General features: G+C 71.2%; 18 protein-coding genes. 7 read left to right on the forward strand and 11 right to left on the reverse strand.

Going from position 1 to position 15,436, the window contains the following annotated elements:
• The 8 genes from M4960_RS11535 to M4960_RS11570 form a co-directional block, all read right to left on the reverse strand.
• Complete coding sequence (locus M4960_RS11535; protein WP_248704297.1) at nt 1-1,335, reverse strand: NtaA/DmoA family FMN-dependent monooxygenase; 1,335 nt, start codon at nt 1,333-1,335, stop codon at nt 1-3.
• Nucleotides 1,332-2,060, reverse strand: coding sequence for a cysteine hydrolase family protein (locus M4960_RS11540; protein WP_248704298.1), 729 nt, complete (start codon nt 2,058-2,060; stop codon nt 1,332-1,334). The genes M4960_RS11535 and M4960_RS11540 overlap by 4 nt, the downstream gene beginning before the upstream one ends.
• Nucleotides 2,057-3,121, reverse strand: coding sequence for an LLM class flavin-dependent oxidoreductase (locus tag M4960_RS11545; RefSeq protein ID WP_111086881.1), 1,065 nt, complete (start codon nt 3,119-3,121; stop codon nt 2,057-2,059). Before M4960_RS11545 ends, M4960_RS11540 begins: the two co-directional genes overlap by 4 nt.
• 48 nt (nt 3,122-3,169) lie before the next feature.
• Nucleotides 3,170-4,321: an ABC transporter substrate-binding protein gene (locus M4960_RS11550; RefSeq protein WP_248704299.1), complete on the reverse strand. Its 1,152-nt coding sequence runs from the start codon at nt 4,319-4,321 to the stop codon at nt 3,170-3,172.
• Between the two features lie 169 nt (nt 4,322-4,490).
• Complete coding sequence (locus M4960_RS11555; protein ID WP_207896064.1) at nt 4,491-5,333, reverse strand: ABC transporter permease; 843 nt, start codon at nt 5,331-5,333, stop codon at nt 4,491-4,493.
• 13 nt (nt 5,334-5,346) lie between these two features.
• The gene (locus M4960_RS11560; RefSeq protein ID WP_248704300.1) at nt 5,347-6,174 is read right to left on the reverse strand and encodes an ABC transporter ATP-binding protein; all 828 of its coding nucleotides are present in this window, start codon (nt 6,172-6,174) and stop codon (nt 5,347-5,349) included.
• Nucleotides 6,175-6,363: 189 nt separating this feature from the next.
• Nucleotides 6,364-6,777 (reverse strand): hypothetical protein, encoded by a 414-nt coding sequence (locus M4960_RS11565; protein WP_248704301.1) that lies wholly within the window; start codon nt 6,775-6,777, stop codon nt 6,364-6,366.
• A 28-nt stretch (nt 6,778-6,805) separates the two neighbouring features.
• Nucleotides 6,806-7,564, reverse strand: coding sequence for an SDR family NAD(P)-dependent oxidoreductase (locus M4960_RS11570; RefSeq protein ID WP_248704302.1), 759 nt, complete (start codon nt 7,562-7,564; stop codon nt 6,806-6,808).
• A gap of 68 nt (nt 7,565-7,632) precedes the next feature.
• On the opposite strand from M4960_RS11570, the gene M4960_RS11575 reads away from it, so the two are divergent.
• A complete protein-coding gene (locus M4960_RS11575; protein WP_248704303.1) occupies nt 7,633-8,241 on the forward strand; it encodes a TetR family transcriptional regulator in 609 nt (202 codons plus the stop codon).
• Nucleotides 8,242-8,325: 84 nt separating this feature from the next.
• Here the strand turns inward: M4960_RS11575 and M4960_RS11580 are convergent, their stop codons facing one another.
• A complete protein-coding gene (locus M4960_RS11580; protein WP_248704304.1) occupies nt 8,326-9,267 on the reverse strand; it encodes an aldo/keto reductase in 942 nt (313 codons plus the stop codon).
• A 109-nt stretch (nt 9,268-9,376) separates the two neighbouring features.
• Between M4960_RS11580 and M4960_RS11585 the strand changes: the two genes are divergently transcribed.
• From M4960_RS11585 to M4960_RS11595, 3 genes are all read left to right on the forward strand, one after another.
• Entirely contained in the window at nt 9,377-9,967 is a 591-nt protein-coding gene (locus tag M4960_RS11585) for a TetR/AcrR family transcriptional regulator (RefSeq protein WP_248704305.1), read from the forward strand.
• Nucleotides 9,968-10,007: 40 nt separating this feature from the next.
• A complete protein-coding gene (locus M4960_RS11590) occupies nt 10,008-10,421 on the forward strand; it encodes a VOC family protein (RefSeq protein WP_248704306.1) in 414 nt (137 codons plus the stop codon).
• A gap of 112 nt (nt 10,422-10,533) precedes the next feature.
• Nucleotides 10,534-10,929, forward strand: coding sequence for an arsenate reductase ArsC (locus tag M4960_RS11595; RefSeq protein ID WP_248704307.1), 396 nt, complete (start codon nt 10,534-10,536; stop codon nt 10,927-10,929).
• 4 nt (nt 10,930-10,933) lie between these two features.
• On the opposite strand, the gene M4960_RS11600 is transcribed toward M4960_RS11595, so the two are convergent.
• Nucleotides 10,934-11,203, reverse strand: coding sequence for a hypothetical protein (locus M4960_RS11600; RefSeq protein ID WP_131922205.1), 270 nt, complete (start codon nt 11,201-11,203; stop codon nt 10,934-10,936).
• A gap of 98 nt (nt 11,204-11,301) precedes the next feature.
• On the opposite strand from M4960_RS11600, the gene M4960_RS11605 reads away from it, so the two are divergent.
• Both M4960_RS11605 and M4960_RS11610 read left to right on the forward strand, forming a co-directional pair.
• Entirely contained in the window at nt 11,302-12,174 is an 873-nt protein-coding gene (locus tag M4960_RS11605) for a DUF808 domain-containing protein (RefSeq protein ID WP_248704308.1), read from the forward strand.
• Nucleotides 12,175-12,293: 119 nt separating this feature from the next.
• A complete protein-coding gene (locus M4960_RS11610; protein ID WP_123672899.1) occupies nt 12,294-12,728 on the forward strand; it encodes a VOC family protein in 435 nt (144 codons plus the stop codon).
• A 19-nt stretch (nt 12,729-12,747) separates the two neighbouring features.
• Here M4960_RS11610 and M4960_RS11615 read toward each other — a convergent pair whose 3' ends face one another.
• Nucleotides 12,748-13,701: a manganese catalase family protein gene (locus tag M4960_RS11615; protein WP_248704309.1), complete on the reverse strand. Its 954-nt coding sequence runs from the start codon at nt 13,699-13,701 to the stop codon at nt 12,748-12,750.
• Between the two features lie 140 nt (nt 13,702-13,841).
• Between M4960_RS11615 and M4960_RS11620 the strand changes: the two genes are divergently transcribed.
• Nucleotides 13,842-15,227, forward strand: coding sequence for an FAD-binding oxidoreductase (locus M4960_RS11620; RefSeq protein WP_248704310.1), 1,386 nt, complete (start codon nt 13,842-13,844; stop codon nt 15,225-15,227).
• The last annotated feature ends 209 nt before the right edge of the window (nt 15,228-15,436 follow it).

A 15,436-nucleotide genomic window follows, 5' to 3' on the forward strand; every position in this document is an offset into this window, starting at 1 on the left:
TCACACCGCCAGGTTCTCGCGGAGCGTCGACCCCGGGTACCGGGGCGCCAGGGCACCTCGGGCACGTAGCTCCGGCACGAGCAGCTCGCTCAGGTCGGCGAACCCGGTGGGCATGCCGAGCGGGCTGGACAGCATGTAGCCGCCGCGTCCGCCGGTGGCCGCGAAGTTCGCCTGCAGGGCGTCGGCGACCCCCGCGGCGTCGCCGACCAGCATGTGGTCGAGGCCCGTCGCGGCACGCCAGCCGTGCTCGAAGAAGTCGTCGCGGTCCATGGTGTGGTCCTCGCCGAACTCGGCGACCAGGCTGCCGACCAGGCCGGCCGGGCTCGCCTGCGCGGCGACGATCTCGTCGCGCAGCTCGCCGAGGCGGAACGTCTCCGGGAGCGTGGAGAAGTCGTACCCGGCGTTGTGCGAGATGAAGGTGCCGACGGCCTCGCGGTTCCAGAACGACAGCAGCGAGTCACGGCGGGCGGCGGCCTCGGCGTCGGTGGCGCCGACGATGACCTGGGTCGCCCAGAGGATCCCGACGCCGGACGGGTCCCGACCGGCGTCGGTGAGCGCTGCGTCGAGGGCGTTCCGGTGCCGGAGCTGTCCGGCGACGCTCGACCCGAACCCGAACACCAGGTCGGCGAACGACGCACTGGCGGCGATGCCGCGCGGCGAGTTGCCGGCCTGCACGACGACGGGGTGCCGCTGCGGACTCGGGACGCTCGCGAGCGGGCCGCGCACCTTGAAGAAGCGGCCGTCGTGGTCGATCGGGTGCACCCCGGCCGGGTCGGCGAACCGGCCGGTCGCGCGGTCGCGGACGATCGCGTCGGGGGCGACGGAGTCCCAGAGCGCACGGCAGACGCCGATGAACTCCTCCATCCGTTCGTACCGCAGGTCGTGGTCGATCAGGTGGTCGGACCCGTAGTTCGCCGCGTCCGCGCCCCGCGACGAGGCGACGACGTTGAACGCCATCCGCCCGCCGGTGACGTGGTCGAGCGAGTTGAGCAGTCGGGCGACGGAGAAGGGGTGGGTGAACGTGGACGAGTAGGTGAGCCCGAACCCGATGTGCTCCGTGACGGTGGACATCGCGGCGATCACGGGCGACATGTCCTGCCGGGGCCACTGGATGCCCCACTCGACGGCCGGGTCGATGCTGCCGCGCCACGTGCTCGGCACACCGGACCCGTCGCCGAAGAACAGCAGGTCCACGCCTGCGCGCTCGGCGGTCCGGGCGACCTCCATGTACATGCGGACGTCGGGGAAGTCCTGGCCGACCCAGCTGCCGGCCGCTGCCCACCGCCCCTCGGTGTGGGTGAAGGACAGGTCGTAGGCCAGGTGCATGCCGCTCATCGGGCACCCACCGGCGAAACGGACGCAGACGCAGACGCAGACGCAGACGCAGACGCATCAGCAGCAGCGTGCCACAGCGCCACCGTCTCGTCGGCGTCGGTCACGACGCCCACGTTGAGGTCGATCAGGGTGAGTGCGGCGTCGTGCACGTCGGTGTCGTACGCGGCGGTGGCGTCCTGCGGGACGACCACGGGCCAGCCGAGCTGCATCGCGTCCTGTGCGGTGGCGAGGACGCAGCACTCGGTCGTGAGTCCCACGACGGTGACCCAGCCGATCCCTGCGGCGGTGAGCCGGGCCTCCAGGTCGGTGCCCAGGAACCCGCTGTAGCCGCGCTTTACGACGCGTGTCTCACCGGGCTCGGGCGCCGTGCGGTACCACTCGGCGCCCTCCGTGCCGATCCGGCAGGGCTCGTCGTCCGGCACCGGGCCGTCCGGGTCACCGCCGCGCAGCCACGTGCTGGAGCGCCACGGCCGGGCCGGGTCGCTGCCGAGTTCGACCCAGACGACGGGGACGCCCGCTGCGCGGGCCTCGTCGACGAGCGAGCCGATGCGGGTGACGGCGGCGTCCACGGCGACGGACGCGCGGTCGTCGAGTCCGTACGGGGCGATCCGCGCCGGCTCACCGAAGTCGCGCTGCACGTCGACGACGACGAGCGCGGGGCGGAGCGGAGCGGACAGCAACTGCGCGAGCCGCGGGTCGCGACCCGCGTCGAGTGCCCCGGTCACCGGACGACCGCCGCGTCGTGCTGGCGGAGCGCCGGCAGGACGGTCTCCCCGAACAGCACCATGTCCTGGTCGTACTCGGGGAAGATCAGCATCAGGCCGTCGAGCTCGCCCCGGTCGACGATGTACTCGATGTGCTCGGTGACGGTCTCGGCGGACCCGGCGACGTACGCGGTCTGGAACGCGTCCTCACCGGCAGCACCGTCCGCCCAGGCACGCGCCTGCTCGGCGGGGACGCCCCACGACGCCCGCATCGAGGCCAGTGCTTCGCGGTCGACGCCGGCACCCCACTCGCGCACCTTCCGCTGCGCGGCGGCGTCGGTCTCGCCCTGCACGACCGTGAGCATCGAGTAGGTGCGGCACTCGCGTCCCTCGGCGGCGGCGCGGTCGTGGACGTCGCGGGACAGGTCGCGCATCTCGTCCAGGCTGTCCGCTGCCAGGAAGGCGCCGTCGGCGTGCTTCGCCTGGAACGCCCGGGCCGCCTCGGACTTGCCGGCGCTGATGATGGTCGGCCGCGATGCGGGGTGGGGGCGGGACTCGCACGCGTCAAGGTCGAAGTACGGCGTGTGCATCGTCACGCTGTCCTCGGTCCACAGGCGCGTGACCGCTTCGGTCCAGAGCTCCGTCATCCGGTACCGGTCGGCGTGGCTGAGGGCCGCGTCCCAGATCCCGAACTGCTCGAACTCCGCCGCGTAGGCGCCGTTGACGATGTTCATGCCGGCCCGGCCGCCGGAGACGTCCTGCAGCGTCGTGTACATCTTCGCGGCGACCGCCGGGTTGTGGACGTTGGCGTGCATGGTCGCCCAGATCTTGACCCGCTCGGTGGCCTCGGCGATGCCGGCCATCATCGTCATCGACTCCAGGGAGCGGCCCCAGTGGTCGGTGGAGCCGCCGAAGCCGCGCCACTTCGCCATCGACATCACGAAGTCCAGGCCGATCGTCTCGGCGTGCAGCGCCGCGCGCTTGTTCCACGCGTAGGTCGCCTCGGGGTGGGGTGCCGTGGTGGAGAGCATCCACCCGCCGTTGCCGATCGGGAGGAAGATCCCGTACTCCTTCGCGGGCATCTCACGCCGCCTTTCTGGTCGTTGCGGAACACTCGGTGACGATGGGACTCACGGTGCGGGCCACACGGTCGACCCGTCCTTCGTGATGGCGTCGATGTACTCGTTCGTGAACCAGCTCTTCGCGTCGTCAGCGGTCACCGAGCTCTTGACGATGTCGAACTGGTGCAGCATGTCGACGAGCTTCGTCACGTTCTCCGGGTCGATCCCGCCGAGGGGCTGGTCCGGCGTCGGGTTGTCCGCGATGACCTTCGTCTCGGTGGTCCAGATCTTGGTGTTCTGGGCGGTGTCGTAGGTCGCGCCGGACAGCTTCGCGGCGTACCCGACGCACTGCTTGGTCTTCGCCTCGCTCGCGGAGCAGAAGTCGTAGGCGTGCAAGGCTGCGCGCAGGACGTCCTCGACCGCGGTCGGGTGCGCCTTCGCGAAGGCGGGGTTGACGGCCATCGCGCCGATCGACGAGGGGATGTCGTAGTCGACGGGCTGCCAGACGGTGACGTCGTCACCGGCGGCCTTGAGCAGGTTCGGCTCGTTCGACACGAAGCCGGTCAGCGCCTCGAGGCCGTTCTGCTTGCGGGGCAGGACCGACGGGTCGTAGCCCTCCTTGACGAGCGTGAGGGAGTCCCACTCGACACCGGCCTTCTCCATCATCGCCCGGACCGAGGCGGGGACGTAGCCCTTGTGGCCGACGACCTGGCCGTCGAGCTGCGGCAGCTTCGTGATGTCCTTGTTCGTCATCAGGACGTCGAGGCCGGCGTTCGAGTACGACGAGATCCCGGTGATGTCGATGCCGTTCGCGCGGGCCTGGATGAGGTCCTGCTCGGCGACGGCGGACACGGTGGCCTGGCCGCTGGCGAGGAGCTTCGTGTTCTGGGCGGTGTCACCCGAGCCCGGCTTCAGGGTCACGTCGAGGCAGAGGTCCTTGAAGTAGCCGAGCTCGTCCGCCGCGATGTACTCGAGGATCGACGCCGACGACTGGTACTGGTAGCCGGACAGGTAGGTGATCTTGCCGGCGTCCTGGTTCTCCTTGCACCGCTCGGCCGAGATCGCGCTGCCCTCGGACGAGGTGGTGCCGGCGCTCGAGCCGGTGCTGCAGCCGGTGAGCGCGAGGGCGACGACGGCGGTGGCGAGGGCCGCGAGGGCGGCCTTGGTGCGGTGCGTGCTGCGGTGCTGCGTGGTGCGGTGCTGCATGGTGCGGTGCTGCATGGTCACTCCTGTGGGAAGGGATGGGTGGTGCAGGGCGGGTGCGGGTGGGTCTGTGGGTCGCCGGACGTCGGCCTGGAGGCGCGGCTGACGTCGCGCGGGCAGGCTCGCGCCGGCGGGTGGTGCGGCAGGGCCGCGGGGCGGCCGCGTGGCGCGGCCGGCGGACCGCGCGTCAGTCGTTCGCGGTGCGGTGCCAGTGCAGGACGCGGCGCTCGACGACCGTGATGAGTCCGAGCAGGACCACGCCCATCACCGCGAGGATCGCGATGGCCGCGTAGACGACGTCGAGCTGGTTCATCGACGACGCCGTGCTGATCACGGTGCCGAGTCCTCCGGTGGATCCCGAGGCGGAGAGCTCCGCGACGACCGCGCCGATGATCGACAGCGGGAACACGATCCGGAGTGCCGCGAACACGAACGGCAGGGCGTTCGGGATCCGCAGGTGCACGAGCATCTCGAACCGGGAGGCATCGATCGTCTTGTACACCTGCAGCACGGGCTGCGGCACGGACCGCAGGCCTGCGGCGGTGTTGATCAGGATCGGGAAGAAGCAGATGAGCGCCGTGATGACGAGCTTCGGCAGCGGCCCGAACCCGAACGCCACCACCAGGGCTGGGGCGATCGCGACGAGGGGCGTGACGTTCAGCACGATGGCGATCGGCATGACCGCACGGCGGACGATCGGCAGCTCACTCGTCAGCACCGCGAGCACGAAGGCGGCGAGGAACCCGATGGCCAGGCCGACGAGCGACTCCGCCAGGGTGATGCCGGCGTTCTGCAGGTAGTAGGGCAGCTGCGTGGCGAGGGTCTCCCCCACCGCGGGCAACGGCGGCAGCAGGTACGGCATCGCCGTCGCGCCGATCTGCCAGAGCACCGCCAGGACGGCGAGCATCACGACGAGGGGCAACCAGACGGTCGGTCGGAGCCAACCGGGCACCGGTCGTCGGGCGGTGCGTCGCTCGGCGTCGGCCGTGGTGGCGGTCGCGGCGGGCGTGGAGGTGGTGGTGGCGCTCATGGTCCCGTCTCCCTCAGGCCGCATCGGTCATGCGCCAGGCGCTGTGCAACCGGGTCCGGACCAGGTCTTCGTACTCGTGGAACCGCTGTTCCTCGAACAGCCGCTGGTTGCGCGGGCGGGGCAGGTCGATGTCGATGACGTCGACGATCCGGCCGGGACGCGGCGCCATCACGACGACGGTGTCCGACATCCGGACGGCTTCGGACACCGAGTGCGTCACGAAGAGCACCGTCGTGCGCAGCTCGTCCCACAGGTCGAGCAGCTGGTCCTGCAGGCTCTCGCGGGTGAACTCGTCGAGCGCCGAGAACGGCTCGTCCATCAGCAGGACGTCGGGGCGCAGGCCGAAGGCCCGGACGATCGCGGCACGCTGCTGCATGCCGCCGGACAGCTGTGCGGGGAGCTTGTCCATCGCCTCGCCGAGTCCCGCCATCCGCAGGAGTTCGCGCATGTCCGGGCCGGCGCCGGTACTGCGCTCCTCGAGGTCCTCGATGGCGGCGCGGCGGCGGCCGGCACCCGGGTTCACGCGCCCGGCGAGCGAGACGTTCTGCAGCACGGTGAGCCAGGGCAGCAGCGCCGGTGCCTGGGGCACGAGTCCGATGAGCTTCGCCGCGCAGGCCTGGGCCGGCGTGACACCGTGCACCCGGACGTCACCGCGGTCGGCGGGCTCGAGCCCGGCCACCAGGCGGAGCAGCGTCGACTTCCCGCAGCCGCTCGGGCCGATGAGCGACACGAACTTCCCGGGCTCGATGGTCAACTCGACGTCGTCGAGCGCGACCATGGCGCTCGGGCCGCTGCCGTACACCTTGCGCACCGCGTCCACGCGGACCGCTGATGTGGTCATCCGTTCCTCCATACCGTCGGCGAGCACGCAGGCTCGGTCTCGTATGGCGGAGAGCGTGCGTCGCGAGCTCGGGTTGGTCTGCGACGCGGAAATCCGCTGCTGGTGATGAGGCTAGGGCGCCCGTGTTACGGAGTCGGACCACATGTGTTGCGAACGTGTGAACGAGTGCGCGGGTCGGGTCGACTGGGCTCAGCGCGGCGAGGGCACCGCGGTCTGGCCGTCCCAGACGAGCACCTCGACGCCGAGGTCCTCGGCGGCAACCGCCACCCACCCGGCGAGCGCCCTCGCCGCGGGTTCGGCGACGACGAGCACTGCTCGTTCCACGCCGGGGACCGACTGCCGCAGCCACAGCAGCTTGAACAGGTCGGCCATCACCTTGTTGCGCCAGGCGGGCTTGTAGGCGCCCTGGTTCGCGACGAGCTGCACGACGACGCGGTCGGCGTCGTCGATGCCCTCGACCTCGACCCGGGCGCGGTCGAGCACGACGGTGCGCGGGCGGAGGACGAGGCCGAGGGCGATGCCGGTGTGCTCGAGCATCCGGCGTTCGACGGAGTCGGGGGCGAACCGGCCCCACTCGGAGCGCGCGACGGGGACCTCGGTCATGTCGGCAGTGTAGGCGGCGCGTCCCGCCTCAGACGACCGACCACCCGCCGTCGCTCGGCAGCACGGCGCCGTTCACGTTGGCGGAGTCGTCGCTGAGCAGCCAGGTGATGGCCGCTGCGAGCTGCTCCGGCTGCGCCACCGGCGGGATGGCGACCTGCATGATGGGGCCGACCCGGCTGGCGGCGTACTCGCTGCGCATCGGCGCCTCGATGTTCGTCGCGACCGCGCCCGGCGCGACCGCGTTGGCCCGGATGCCCTGCGGCCCGTGGAAGAACGCCACGCTCTTGGTGAACCCGGCGATCGCGTGCTTCGACGCCGTGTACGCGGCACCCGCTGCCGAGGCACGGAGTGCGGCCTCGGAGGCGACGTTCACGACGGCGCCGCGGCCGGCGGCGATCATGTGCGGCAGGACGGCGCGGGTGAGGCGCATCGGCCCGGTGACGTTGACGCTGAAGACGCGGTCCCAGGTGGCGTCGTCGACCTCGCTCGGCGGCAAGAAAGCGTCCATGATGCCGGCGACGTTCGCCAGTCCGTCGATGCGATCGCCCGCGGCCGCGATGAGGGCGTCGATGGTCTCGGGCGCGGCGACGTCCCCGACGACGGTCTCGAGTTCGAGGCCCTCGAGTTCGGAGCGGAGCGCGTCGAGGCGTTCGGCGACGACGTCGGTCGCGATCACCCGCCCGCCCTCGTTCGCGATGCGCGTCGCCGTGGCGCGTCCGATGCCGGAACCCGCCCCGGTGACGATGATGGTCCTGCCGGTGAAACGTCCGGCGGTGGTGTCGGTCATGTCGTCTCCTCACTGAGAGGCGCTCGCTGCGCCACGATGGTTATAGCACTCAGTGCCGAAAGGACTCCATGCGCCCGACGAGCGACCGGCCGACGAGCGACCGGCCGACGAACGATCGACCGACGGGACGCCCCCGCACGATCGACCCGGACGCGGTGTCCCTCGTGGCGCTCCGGCTGTTCGACGAGCAGGGCTTCGACGCCGTGTCGATGGACGACGTCGCCGCGGCTGCCGGCGTGAGCCGCCGGTCGTTGTTCCGGCTGTTCCCGAACAAGGCGGCGCTCGTCTGGGGCGGGCTCGACGAGTTCGCCTCGCGGTTCGGTGACGCGCTCCGACAGCGGCCGTCCACGGAGTCGTCGTCGGTCGCCCTGCGCGCGGCGTACCGGATCGGCGCGACCTTCCCCGACGACGCCGTGGAGGTCACCCGCCACCGGCTCCGTGTCATCCGCGCCAACCCCTCGCTCGAGCACGTCGGCGCGGCCACGGTCACGACCCTGACCGACGCGATCGTCCGGTTCGTGGCCGAGCGGGACGGCGCGACGCCCGACGACCTCGCGGTGTCGGTGCGTGCGCACGCCCTGGCGGCCGCGGCGAGCGCGGCCCTCACCTGGTGGGCCCTGCACGGCGACGGCCGACCGGAAGACGTCGTGGACCGCGCACTCGCCCTGCTCGCCTGAGACGCGCCCTGGACACGACCACCGGACGGACGGGAGGCCCGTGGCGGGCGCGCCACGGGCCTCCCGTCCGACACCCGGCCGGGCTCAGCCCATCGCGCGCTTCCCACGGACGTCACGCGACAGCGCGTCGATGCGCGCCACCTCGTCGTCAGAGAGCCGCACCTCGGCGGCGGCGACGTTCTCGGCGACGCGTCCGGGGTTGCGCGATCCGGGGATCGGGACCAGGTCGGCCCGCTTCGCCAGGATCCAGGCCAATGCGAGCTGTGAGAGCGAGACGCCCTTCGCGTCGGCGATCTCGGTGAGCGCGGCGACGACGGCGACGTTCGCGTCGAAGTGCTCCGGCGCCCACCACTCGAGCTGCTGACGGATGTCGTCGGCCGCGTAGGCGCTCGCCGGCTGCACGGCACCGCTCAGGAAGCCGCGCGCCAGCGGCGAGTAGGCGACGACGCCGATGCCGAGCTCGTCGACGAGGGGGAAGAGCGCCTCCGACTCCCGCGAGAAGACGGAGTACTCGGTCTGGAACGCCGAGATCGGGTGCACAGCGTGCGCACGGCGGATCTGGTCGGCATCGGTGTTCGACAGGCCGAGGTACCGGACCTTGCCAGCCTGCACGAACTCCTGCATCACGCCGACGACGTCCTCGATCGGGACGGCCGGATCGTGGACGTGCTGGTAGAGCAGGTCGATCGAGTCGGTGCCGAGGTTCTGCAGGCTCGCGTCCACCACCTGCCGGATGTGCTCCGGTCGGGAGTCCGGTGCGTAGGCCTCGGGGGTGAACCCGAACTTCGTGGCGATGGTCACCTCGTCGCGGATCGGGGCGAGCGCCGCGCCGAGGAGCCGCTCGCCGGTCCCCCAGCCGTACAGCTCGGCCGTGTCGAAGTGCGTGACGCCGAGTTCGTGGGCGTGCCGGATCGCGGCGACGGACTCGGTGTCGTCGCCGGGTCCGTACGCGAACGTGGTGCCCATGGCGCCGTAGCCGATGGCGCTGACGGTGAGGCCCTGTCGGCCGAGGGTGCGTTGCTGCATGGTGCCGTCCCTTCGTGACGTGTGATGGTCTTGCGAGTGGCACTGTACGCCACTACTGTCAGAGTCTGACAACTTGGACCGAAGATGACGTCGCGGTACGATCGGCCCCGTGAGCGACGTGCGAACCGGCCTGCGGGACATCACCCGCGATGCCGTCCGCGCGCGCATCGCCGCCGTGGCCCTCGAGCGGTTCGACACCGACGGGTTCGAGAACGTCACCGTGGAACAGGTCGCCGCCGAGGTGGGGATCTCGGCGCGGAGCTTCCACCGGTACTTCCCCGCGAAGGAGGACGCCGTCATCGGCGACCCCGCGCGACACCGGGACGCCCTCGCCGAGGCGTTCCGGTCACTGTCGACGACCCAACCGGTGTGGCCCGCGCTGCGCGAGGCCTTCGCCGAGATGCTCGAGCGCGGCAGCACCGACGACCCCGAGACCGGTCGACGGTCCGTCCGCGTGATGACGAGCACGGCGTCACTGCGCGCACGGAACCTCGAGAAGCACCAGGCCTGGGCGGACGTCCTGACGCCCCTCGTCGTCGAGCAGCTCCACGGGCCGGACGCCGACCTGCGCGCACGGGTCCTCGTGCAGGCAGCCCTCGGTTGCTTCGACGTGGCGATCACCACGTGGGCCACGGGCGACGACCCCGACGCGGCCGCGATCCTGCGACGCGCGTTCGACGGCATCGCACCGAGCGCCTGACGAGCGGACGCGCGCCGTCGTCCAGCGGTATCGTCCGGGCATGAACGTCACCGGACCGTCGCCGTACTTCCAGTTCGCCGGCACCGCCAGGCAGGCCCTCGAGCACTGGCAGGGTGTCTTCGGCGGCGAGGTCCAGATCGCGACCTACGCCGACTTCTCACGGACCGACGGCCCCGCCGACGCGGTCGCCCACGGACAGCTCACCGGCGGGCTGCAGCTCTTCGCCGCCGACGCGAGCGAGACCGACGAGCCGTTCGCGGCGACCGGCCTGCTGTTCTCGCTCCTCGGGGCCGAAGAACCCGACGTGCTGCGGCGGTGGTTCGACGCGCTCGCCGAGGGCGGCACGGTCGTCGATGCCCTGCAGCAACGGCCGTGGGGCGACTGGGACGGCACCGTGCGGGACGCGTTCGGCGTCACGTGGCTGATCGGGTTCGAGGCGTCAGCGCTGGGATGACGGGCGCCCTCGTTGGGATGACGGGCGCCCTCGTTGGGATGACGGGCACCCTCGCTGGGAAGACCGGCGCCCTCACTGGGACGACCGGCGCCCTCGCTGGGATGATGGGCGCATGACCGATCGCCCCGCCGTCCTGTTCGTGTGCGTCCACAACGCCGGACGCTCCCAGATGGCCGCGGGGTGGCTGCTGCACCTCGCCGGTGACCGCGTCCGGGTGTTCTCCGCCGGCAGCGAGCCCGCCGACCAGGTCAACTCCGTCGCCGTGCGGGCCATGGCCGAGCAGGGCATCGACATCGCCGACGCCCGACCGGCGGTGCTCGAGACCGAGACCGTGCGCGAGTCGGACGTCGTCATCACCATGGGCTGCGGGGACGCCTGCCCGGTGTTCCCCGGCAAGCGGTACGAGGACTGGGACCTCGCCGACCCGGCCGGGCTGGGGATCGAGCAGGTCCGCCCGATCCGCGACGACATCCGGATGCGGGTCGAGCGGTTGATCGCGTCCCTGTAGCCGGCTACTGCTGGTCGGACGGCAGCAGCGGCGCCCAGTAGGCGTCCGCGCCGTCGGCCTGCACGGCGTCACGCTCGAACCGGAAGCCGTACTCACGCACGAAGTCGAGTGCGGCGGCCTGCTCGTCCTCGGCGTCGTCGTGCGCGGCGTCGAACAGGTACACGCCGTGCCCCATCTTCACGCCCGAGTCGCTGATCACCGTGAGGTCCCAACGCCCCTCCTCGGCGCGTTCGATCCGCACGACGGCGGCCTGTGCAGCGGTGAAGTCAGCCATGGCCTCAGCCTACGGACGGCGCCCCGGCGGCGTTCAGGGTCCGCCGCGCCCACTACGCTGAGCACCGTCACAGGCCCGGACGAGCGGAGAACGAAGTCATGTCAGTCGGATTGCTCGCCGTGGTGGACGACATCCTCTCCGCGGCCCTGAAGGCGAGCGCGAAGACCGCCGGGGTCGTCATCGACGACGCCGCAGTCACCCCGCAGTACGTGCAGGGACTCGCGCCGGCCCGGGAACTGCCGGTCGTCGGACGCATCGCGCTCGGCAGCCTGTTCAACAAGTTCATCATCATCATCCCGCTGGCGCTGCTGCTCACCGCGTTCGCGCCCTGGGTGCTGCCGTACCTCCTGCTCATCGGCGGGACGTACCTGTGCTTCGAGGGCGCGGAGAAGGTCACCGAGTGGTTCGGTGTCCACCACGGCGCCGGTTCCACCGACTCGGTCACCGAACCGAAGCTCGTGTTCGGCGCCATCCGGACCGACCTCATCCTGAGCACCGAGATCATGCTCATCGCCCTGGCCGGGCTCGACCCCGACCTCGGGCTCTGGCCGACGCTCGGTGCCCTCATCGTGATCGGGCTCGTCATGACCGCGGTCGTCTACGGAGCGGTGGCCCTGCTGGTGAAGATCGACGACGTCGGTCTCCAGATGATGAAGAACTCGGTCCGCCGGACCCGTCGCACAGGAGCGCGGATCGTGCGGGCGATGCCGACGGTCTTCCGGGTCATCAGCGTCATCGGCACCGTGGCCATGCTCTGGGTGGGCGGGCACCTGGTCATCGCGAACCTCGCCGAGACCTTCTGGCACGGCCCGTACGACCTGCTGCACACGATCGAGCACGCGATCGAGGCCGCGGGCCCGGTCATCACGTGGATCGTCGACACCGCGGTCTCGGCGGTCGCTGGCGTCGTCCTCGGCATGGTCGTCGTGGCGATCGTCCTCGGCATCGGTCGCCTCCGCGGGAAGCACTGACTTACACTTCTGTTCCGGCGTCGGAACACGAGTGTTCCGACGGACCACGCGTCGAACGACTCGTGGACCGTCGCAGAACGGGTGCGCGCGACCCGCGCCGCGCGCCTACCCTGGCGCGCATGGCAACGGTGCGACAGGTCCAGGTGACGTTCGACTGCGCCGAGCCGGAGCGGGTCGCCCGGTTCTGGTGCGAGGTCCTCGGCTACGAGGTCCCTGCTCCCCCGCCCGGGTTCGACGACTGGCAGGCGTTCAACGCCTCGCTCCCGCCCGAGCACCAAGACTCCGCCTTCGCGTGCGTCGACCCGACCGGCGCCGGGCCGCGCCTGTTCTTCCAGCGGGTGCCCGAGGGCAAGACGGTGAAGAACCGCGTGCACCTGGACGTCCGGGTCGGCACCGGTCTGGTCGGCGAGGAGCGCCTCGCAGCGCTCGATGCAGAAAGCGCTCGCCTCGTCGCGCTCGGCGCGACGCAGTTCCGCCGCATGCTCGCGGATCAGGTCAACGAGTCCTGCATCGTGATGCAGGACGTCGAGGGCAACGAGTTCTGCCTCGACTGATCCGCGAGCCCGCGCAGGTTCAGACCACCGGCCCGTACGTGCTCACCTCGACGGCGTCGAGCTCGAGCTCCGCCGTCTGCTGGATGAGCGCCAGCAGGTCGGCGTCGAGCCCGGGAGCGAACTCCTCGAGGCGCTCCGGAGCGATGAACGACGGCACGCCGGCCGGGGCCTGCTCGGTCGCCGTCAGGTCCGTGCCGTCCTTCGACGGCGACGCCCCGCGGAAGATCTTGCCCGCCTCGGACGCCCCGTCGAGGTCGAAGCTGTACTGCTTGCTCTGCAGCCCGAGGTCGAGGAGCTCCTTGACCTCCGGGAACCGCTCGGCGTTCGTCTTCGGGATCGGCAGCAGGGTCTTCCAGTCGACGCCGAGGGTCTCGAGTGCCTTCGCGTACGCGTTCTCGTGTGCCTGGTCGCGGACGATCAGGTACGCGACGGTGCTGCGGGCCGTGGGGTTGTCCGTCATCTCGTAGATGCGGCACTTCTGCAGGCGACCGGTGGACTCGAGCATCAGGTTGTAGAGCAGGTCGAGCGGCAGGTTGCCGGAGTTGTAGACGTAGCTGCCGCTCCACGGGTTGCCGGCCGCGTCGACCGGCAGGGCACCCTGGGCGCCGACGAGGTAGTGGTGGATGTTGCTCGTTTCGAGCGCGATGTTGAGCGGCGTCGCACCCTTCGCACCCGGCTTGTCGAGCGGGTCGGTGAGCTTGCCGGTGTACTCGGGCGAGCCGTCGAGCAGGCGGGAGATCGTGGTGCCGATGAGCTCGACGTGGCTGATCTCCTCGGTGCCGACGCCCTGGATGAGGTCGCGGTACGGCTTAGCCGCCGGGCCGCGGAAGTTCATCGCCTGGAACAGGTACTGCATCATCGTGCGCATCTCGCCGAACTGCCCGCCGAGCCCTTCCTGCAGGGCGTTGGCCGCTGCCGGGTCGGGCTCGCCGTCGGCGATCTCGTTGATCCAGGTCTGTGCGTGGAAGTACATGGGGCCTCCTTGCTCACCGCGACGGATCCGCCGCGTGCCTCACCGTCGTCCGGCGTCCCTGGCAGGCGACACGGGTCGTCCACTCAGCGCGGTATCGTCGTCGGCGCCGCACCGCCGCGCCCGGAAGGACCCCCGAACCGATGACCGTCAGTCACGCCGTCGACACAGCCGCCCTCGACGACCTGCTCGAGCCGGGCCAGGTCCTCCGCGACCCGGCGTCGCTCGAGCGGTACCGCCACGACGACGCCGAGTGGGCCGACTCCACCGCACCGCTCGCCGTCGTCCTCGCACGCAGCACCGACGACGTCGTCGCCACCGTCCGGTGGGCGGCAGCCGCCGGCGTGCGGGTCGTGCCGCGCGGCGCCGGAACCGGGCTGTCCGGCGGGGCGAACGCGATGGCCGGATCGGTCGTCCTGTCCCTCGAGCTGATGGACGCGGTGCTCGAGGTGAACACCGACGAGCGCTACGCCATCGCCCAGCCCGGTGTGGTCAACGACGCACTGCGGGCTGCCGTCGCGGAACACGGACTCTGGTACCCGCCGGACCCGGCGAGCTCGGCGATCTCGACGATCGGCGGCAACGTCGCGACGAACGCCGGCGGGATCTGCTGCGTGAAGTACGGCGTCACCCGCGACTACGTGCTCGGGATGACCGTGGTGCTGGCAGACGGTTCCGTGGTGGAGCTCGGACGCCGCACGGCGAAGGGCGTCGCCGGGTACGACCTGGCCGGCCTGATGGTCGGGTCCGAGGGCACGCTCGGCATCGTCGTGTCGGTCACCGTCAAGCTGCTCCCCCTTGCCGGACGCGACGAACGTGCTGTGATCGGGTACTTCCCCTCGCTCAGCGCCGCCGGGGACGCCGTCGCTGCGATCTCGCGTGCCGGGATCATCCCCGCCGCACTCGAGATCGTGGACCGGACCTGCCTGCGGGCCGTCGACGACTGGATGCACCTCGGGCTGCCGTCCGACGTCGACACCCTGCTGCTGGCCCGGGTCGACGAGCGTGGTGCCGCGGGGGACGAGCTCGCCGACCAGGTCGCAGCCGTCTTCGCGCAGGCCGGCGGCACCGACGTCGAGCGCGCCACGGACCCCGACGACATCGACCGGCTGTTCCAGGCACGGCGACTCGCGTACCCGGCACTCGAGCGGCTCGGACCGGTGCTCACCGAGGACATCTGCGTACCCCGCAGCGCGGTGCCCGAGATGCTCCGACGGATCCAGGCGACGGCGGCAGCGCACGACGTCACCATCGCGAACATCGCGCACGCCGGCGACGGCAACCTGCACCCGCTGATCATCGCTCCCGAGGGCGACGACGCCGCGAAGGCCCGCGCGAAGCAGGCGTTCGACCAGATCGTCGCGGACTGCCTGGCACTCGGCGGCACCGTCACGGGTGAGCACGGCGTCGGCCTGCTCAAGCTGCCCGGCCTGCGGCAGGAGCTGGGCGAGCGGGTCCTCGCGATGCACCGTGCCGTCAAGGACGCCCTGGACCCGGAGGGCACCCTGAATCCCGGCAAGGCGTTCTGAACCCACGTGGACGACGGACGGGAGGCCCGGTGCCAGCTGGCACCGGGCCTCCCGTCCGTCGTCTGGTCGCGTCCAGGGCGCGAAGGTCACAGACCGGTAACGAGGACAGATCGGTCCAAACCTTTTGCCGGAGGCCCCCGAATCACCTGCACAGACCGGGAAACACCCGGAGCGCTCACCAGCCGCACATTGCTGGTTCTCCACCCTGG

This window comes from Curtobacterium sp. MWU13-2055, from assembly GCF_023242305.1.
In the GTDB taxonomy this organism is placed as follows: domain Bacteria; phylum Actinomycetota; class Actinomycetes; order Actinomycetales; family Microbacteriaceae; genus Curtobacterium.

Coding starts and splice junctions, on each gene's coding strand:
- M4960_RS11535 (WP_248704297.1), bottom strand. CDS start 1,335: ATGAGCGGCATGCACCTGGCCTACGACCTGTCCTTCACCCACACCGAG.
- M4960_RS11545 (WP_111086881.1), bottom strand. CDS start 3,121: ATGCCCGCGAAGGAGTACGGGATCTTCCTCCCGATCGGCAACGGCGGG.
- M4960_RS11550 (WP_248704299.1), bottom strand. CDS start 4,321: ATGCAGCACCGCACCATGCAGCACCGCACCACGCAGCACCGCAGCACG.
- M4960_RS11555 (WP_207896064.1), bottom strand. CDS start 5,333: ATGAGCGCCACCACCACCTCCACGCCCGCCGCGACCGCCACCACGGCC.
- M4960_RS11560 (WP_248704300.1), bottom strand. CDS start 6,174: ATGACCACATCAGCGGTCCGCGTGGACGCGGTGCGCAAGGTGTACGGC.
- M4960_RS11565 (WP_248704301.1), bottom strand. CDS start 6,777: ATGACCGAGGTCCCCGTCGCGCGCTCCGAGTGGGGCCGGTTCGCCCCC.
- M4960_RS11570 (WP_248704302.1), bottom strand. CDS start 7,564: ATGACCGACACCACCGCCGGACGTTTCACCGGCAGGACCATCATCGTC.
- M4960_RS11575 (WP_248704303.1), top strand. CDS start 7,633: ATGCGCCCGACGAGCGACCGGCCGACGAGCGACCGGCCGACGAACGAT.
- M4960_RS11580 (WP_248704304.1), bottom strand. CDS start 9,267: ATGCAGCAACGCACCCTCGGCCGACAGGGCCTCACCGTCAGCGCCATC.
- M4960_RS11590 (WP_248704306.1), top strand. CDS start 10,008: ATGAACGTCACCGGACCGTCGCCGTACTTCCAGTTCGCCGGCACCGCC.
- M4960_RS11595 (WP_248704307.1), top strand. CDS start 10,534: ATGACCGATCGCCCCGCCGTCCTGTTCGTGTGCGTCCACAACGCCGGA.
- M4960_RS11600 (WP_131922205.1), bottom strand. CDS start 11,203: ATGGCTGACTTCACCGCTGCACAGGCCGCCGTCGTGCGGATCGAACGC.
- M4960_RS11605 (WP_248704308.1), top strand. CDS start 11,302: ATGTCAGTCGGATTGCTCGCCGTGGTGGACGACATCCTCTCCGCGGCC.
- M4960_RS11610 (WP_123672899.1), top strand. CDS start 12,294: ATGGCAACGGTGCGACAGGTCCAGGTGACGTTCGACTGCGCCGAGCCG.
- M4960_RS11615 (WP_248704309.1), bottom strand. CDS start 13,701: ATGTACTTCCACGCACAGACCTGGATCAACGAGATCGCCGACGGCGAG.
- M4960_RS11620 (WP_248704310.1), top strand. CDS start 13,842: ATGACCGTCAGTCACGCCGTCGACACAGCCGCCCTCGACGACCTGCTC.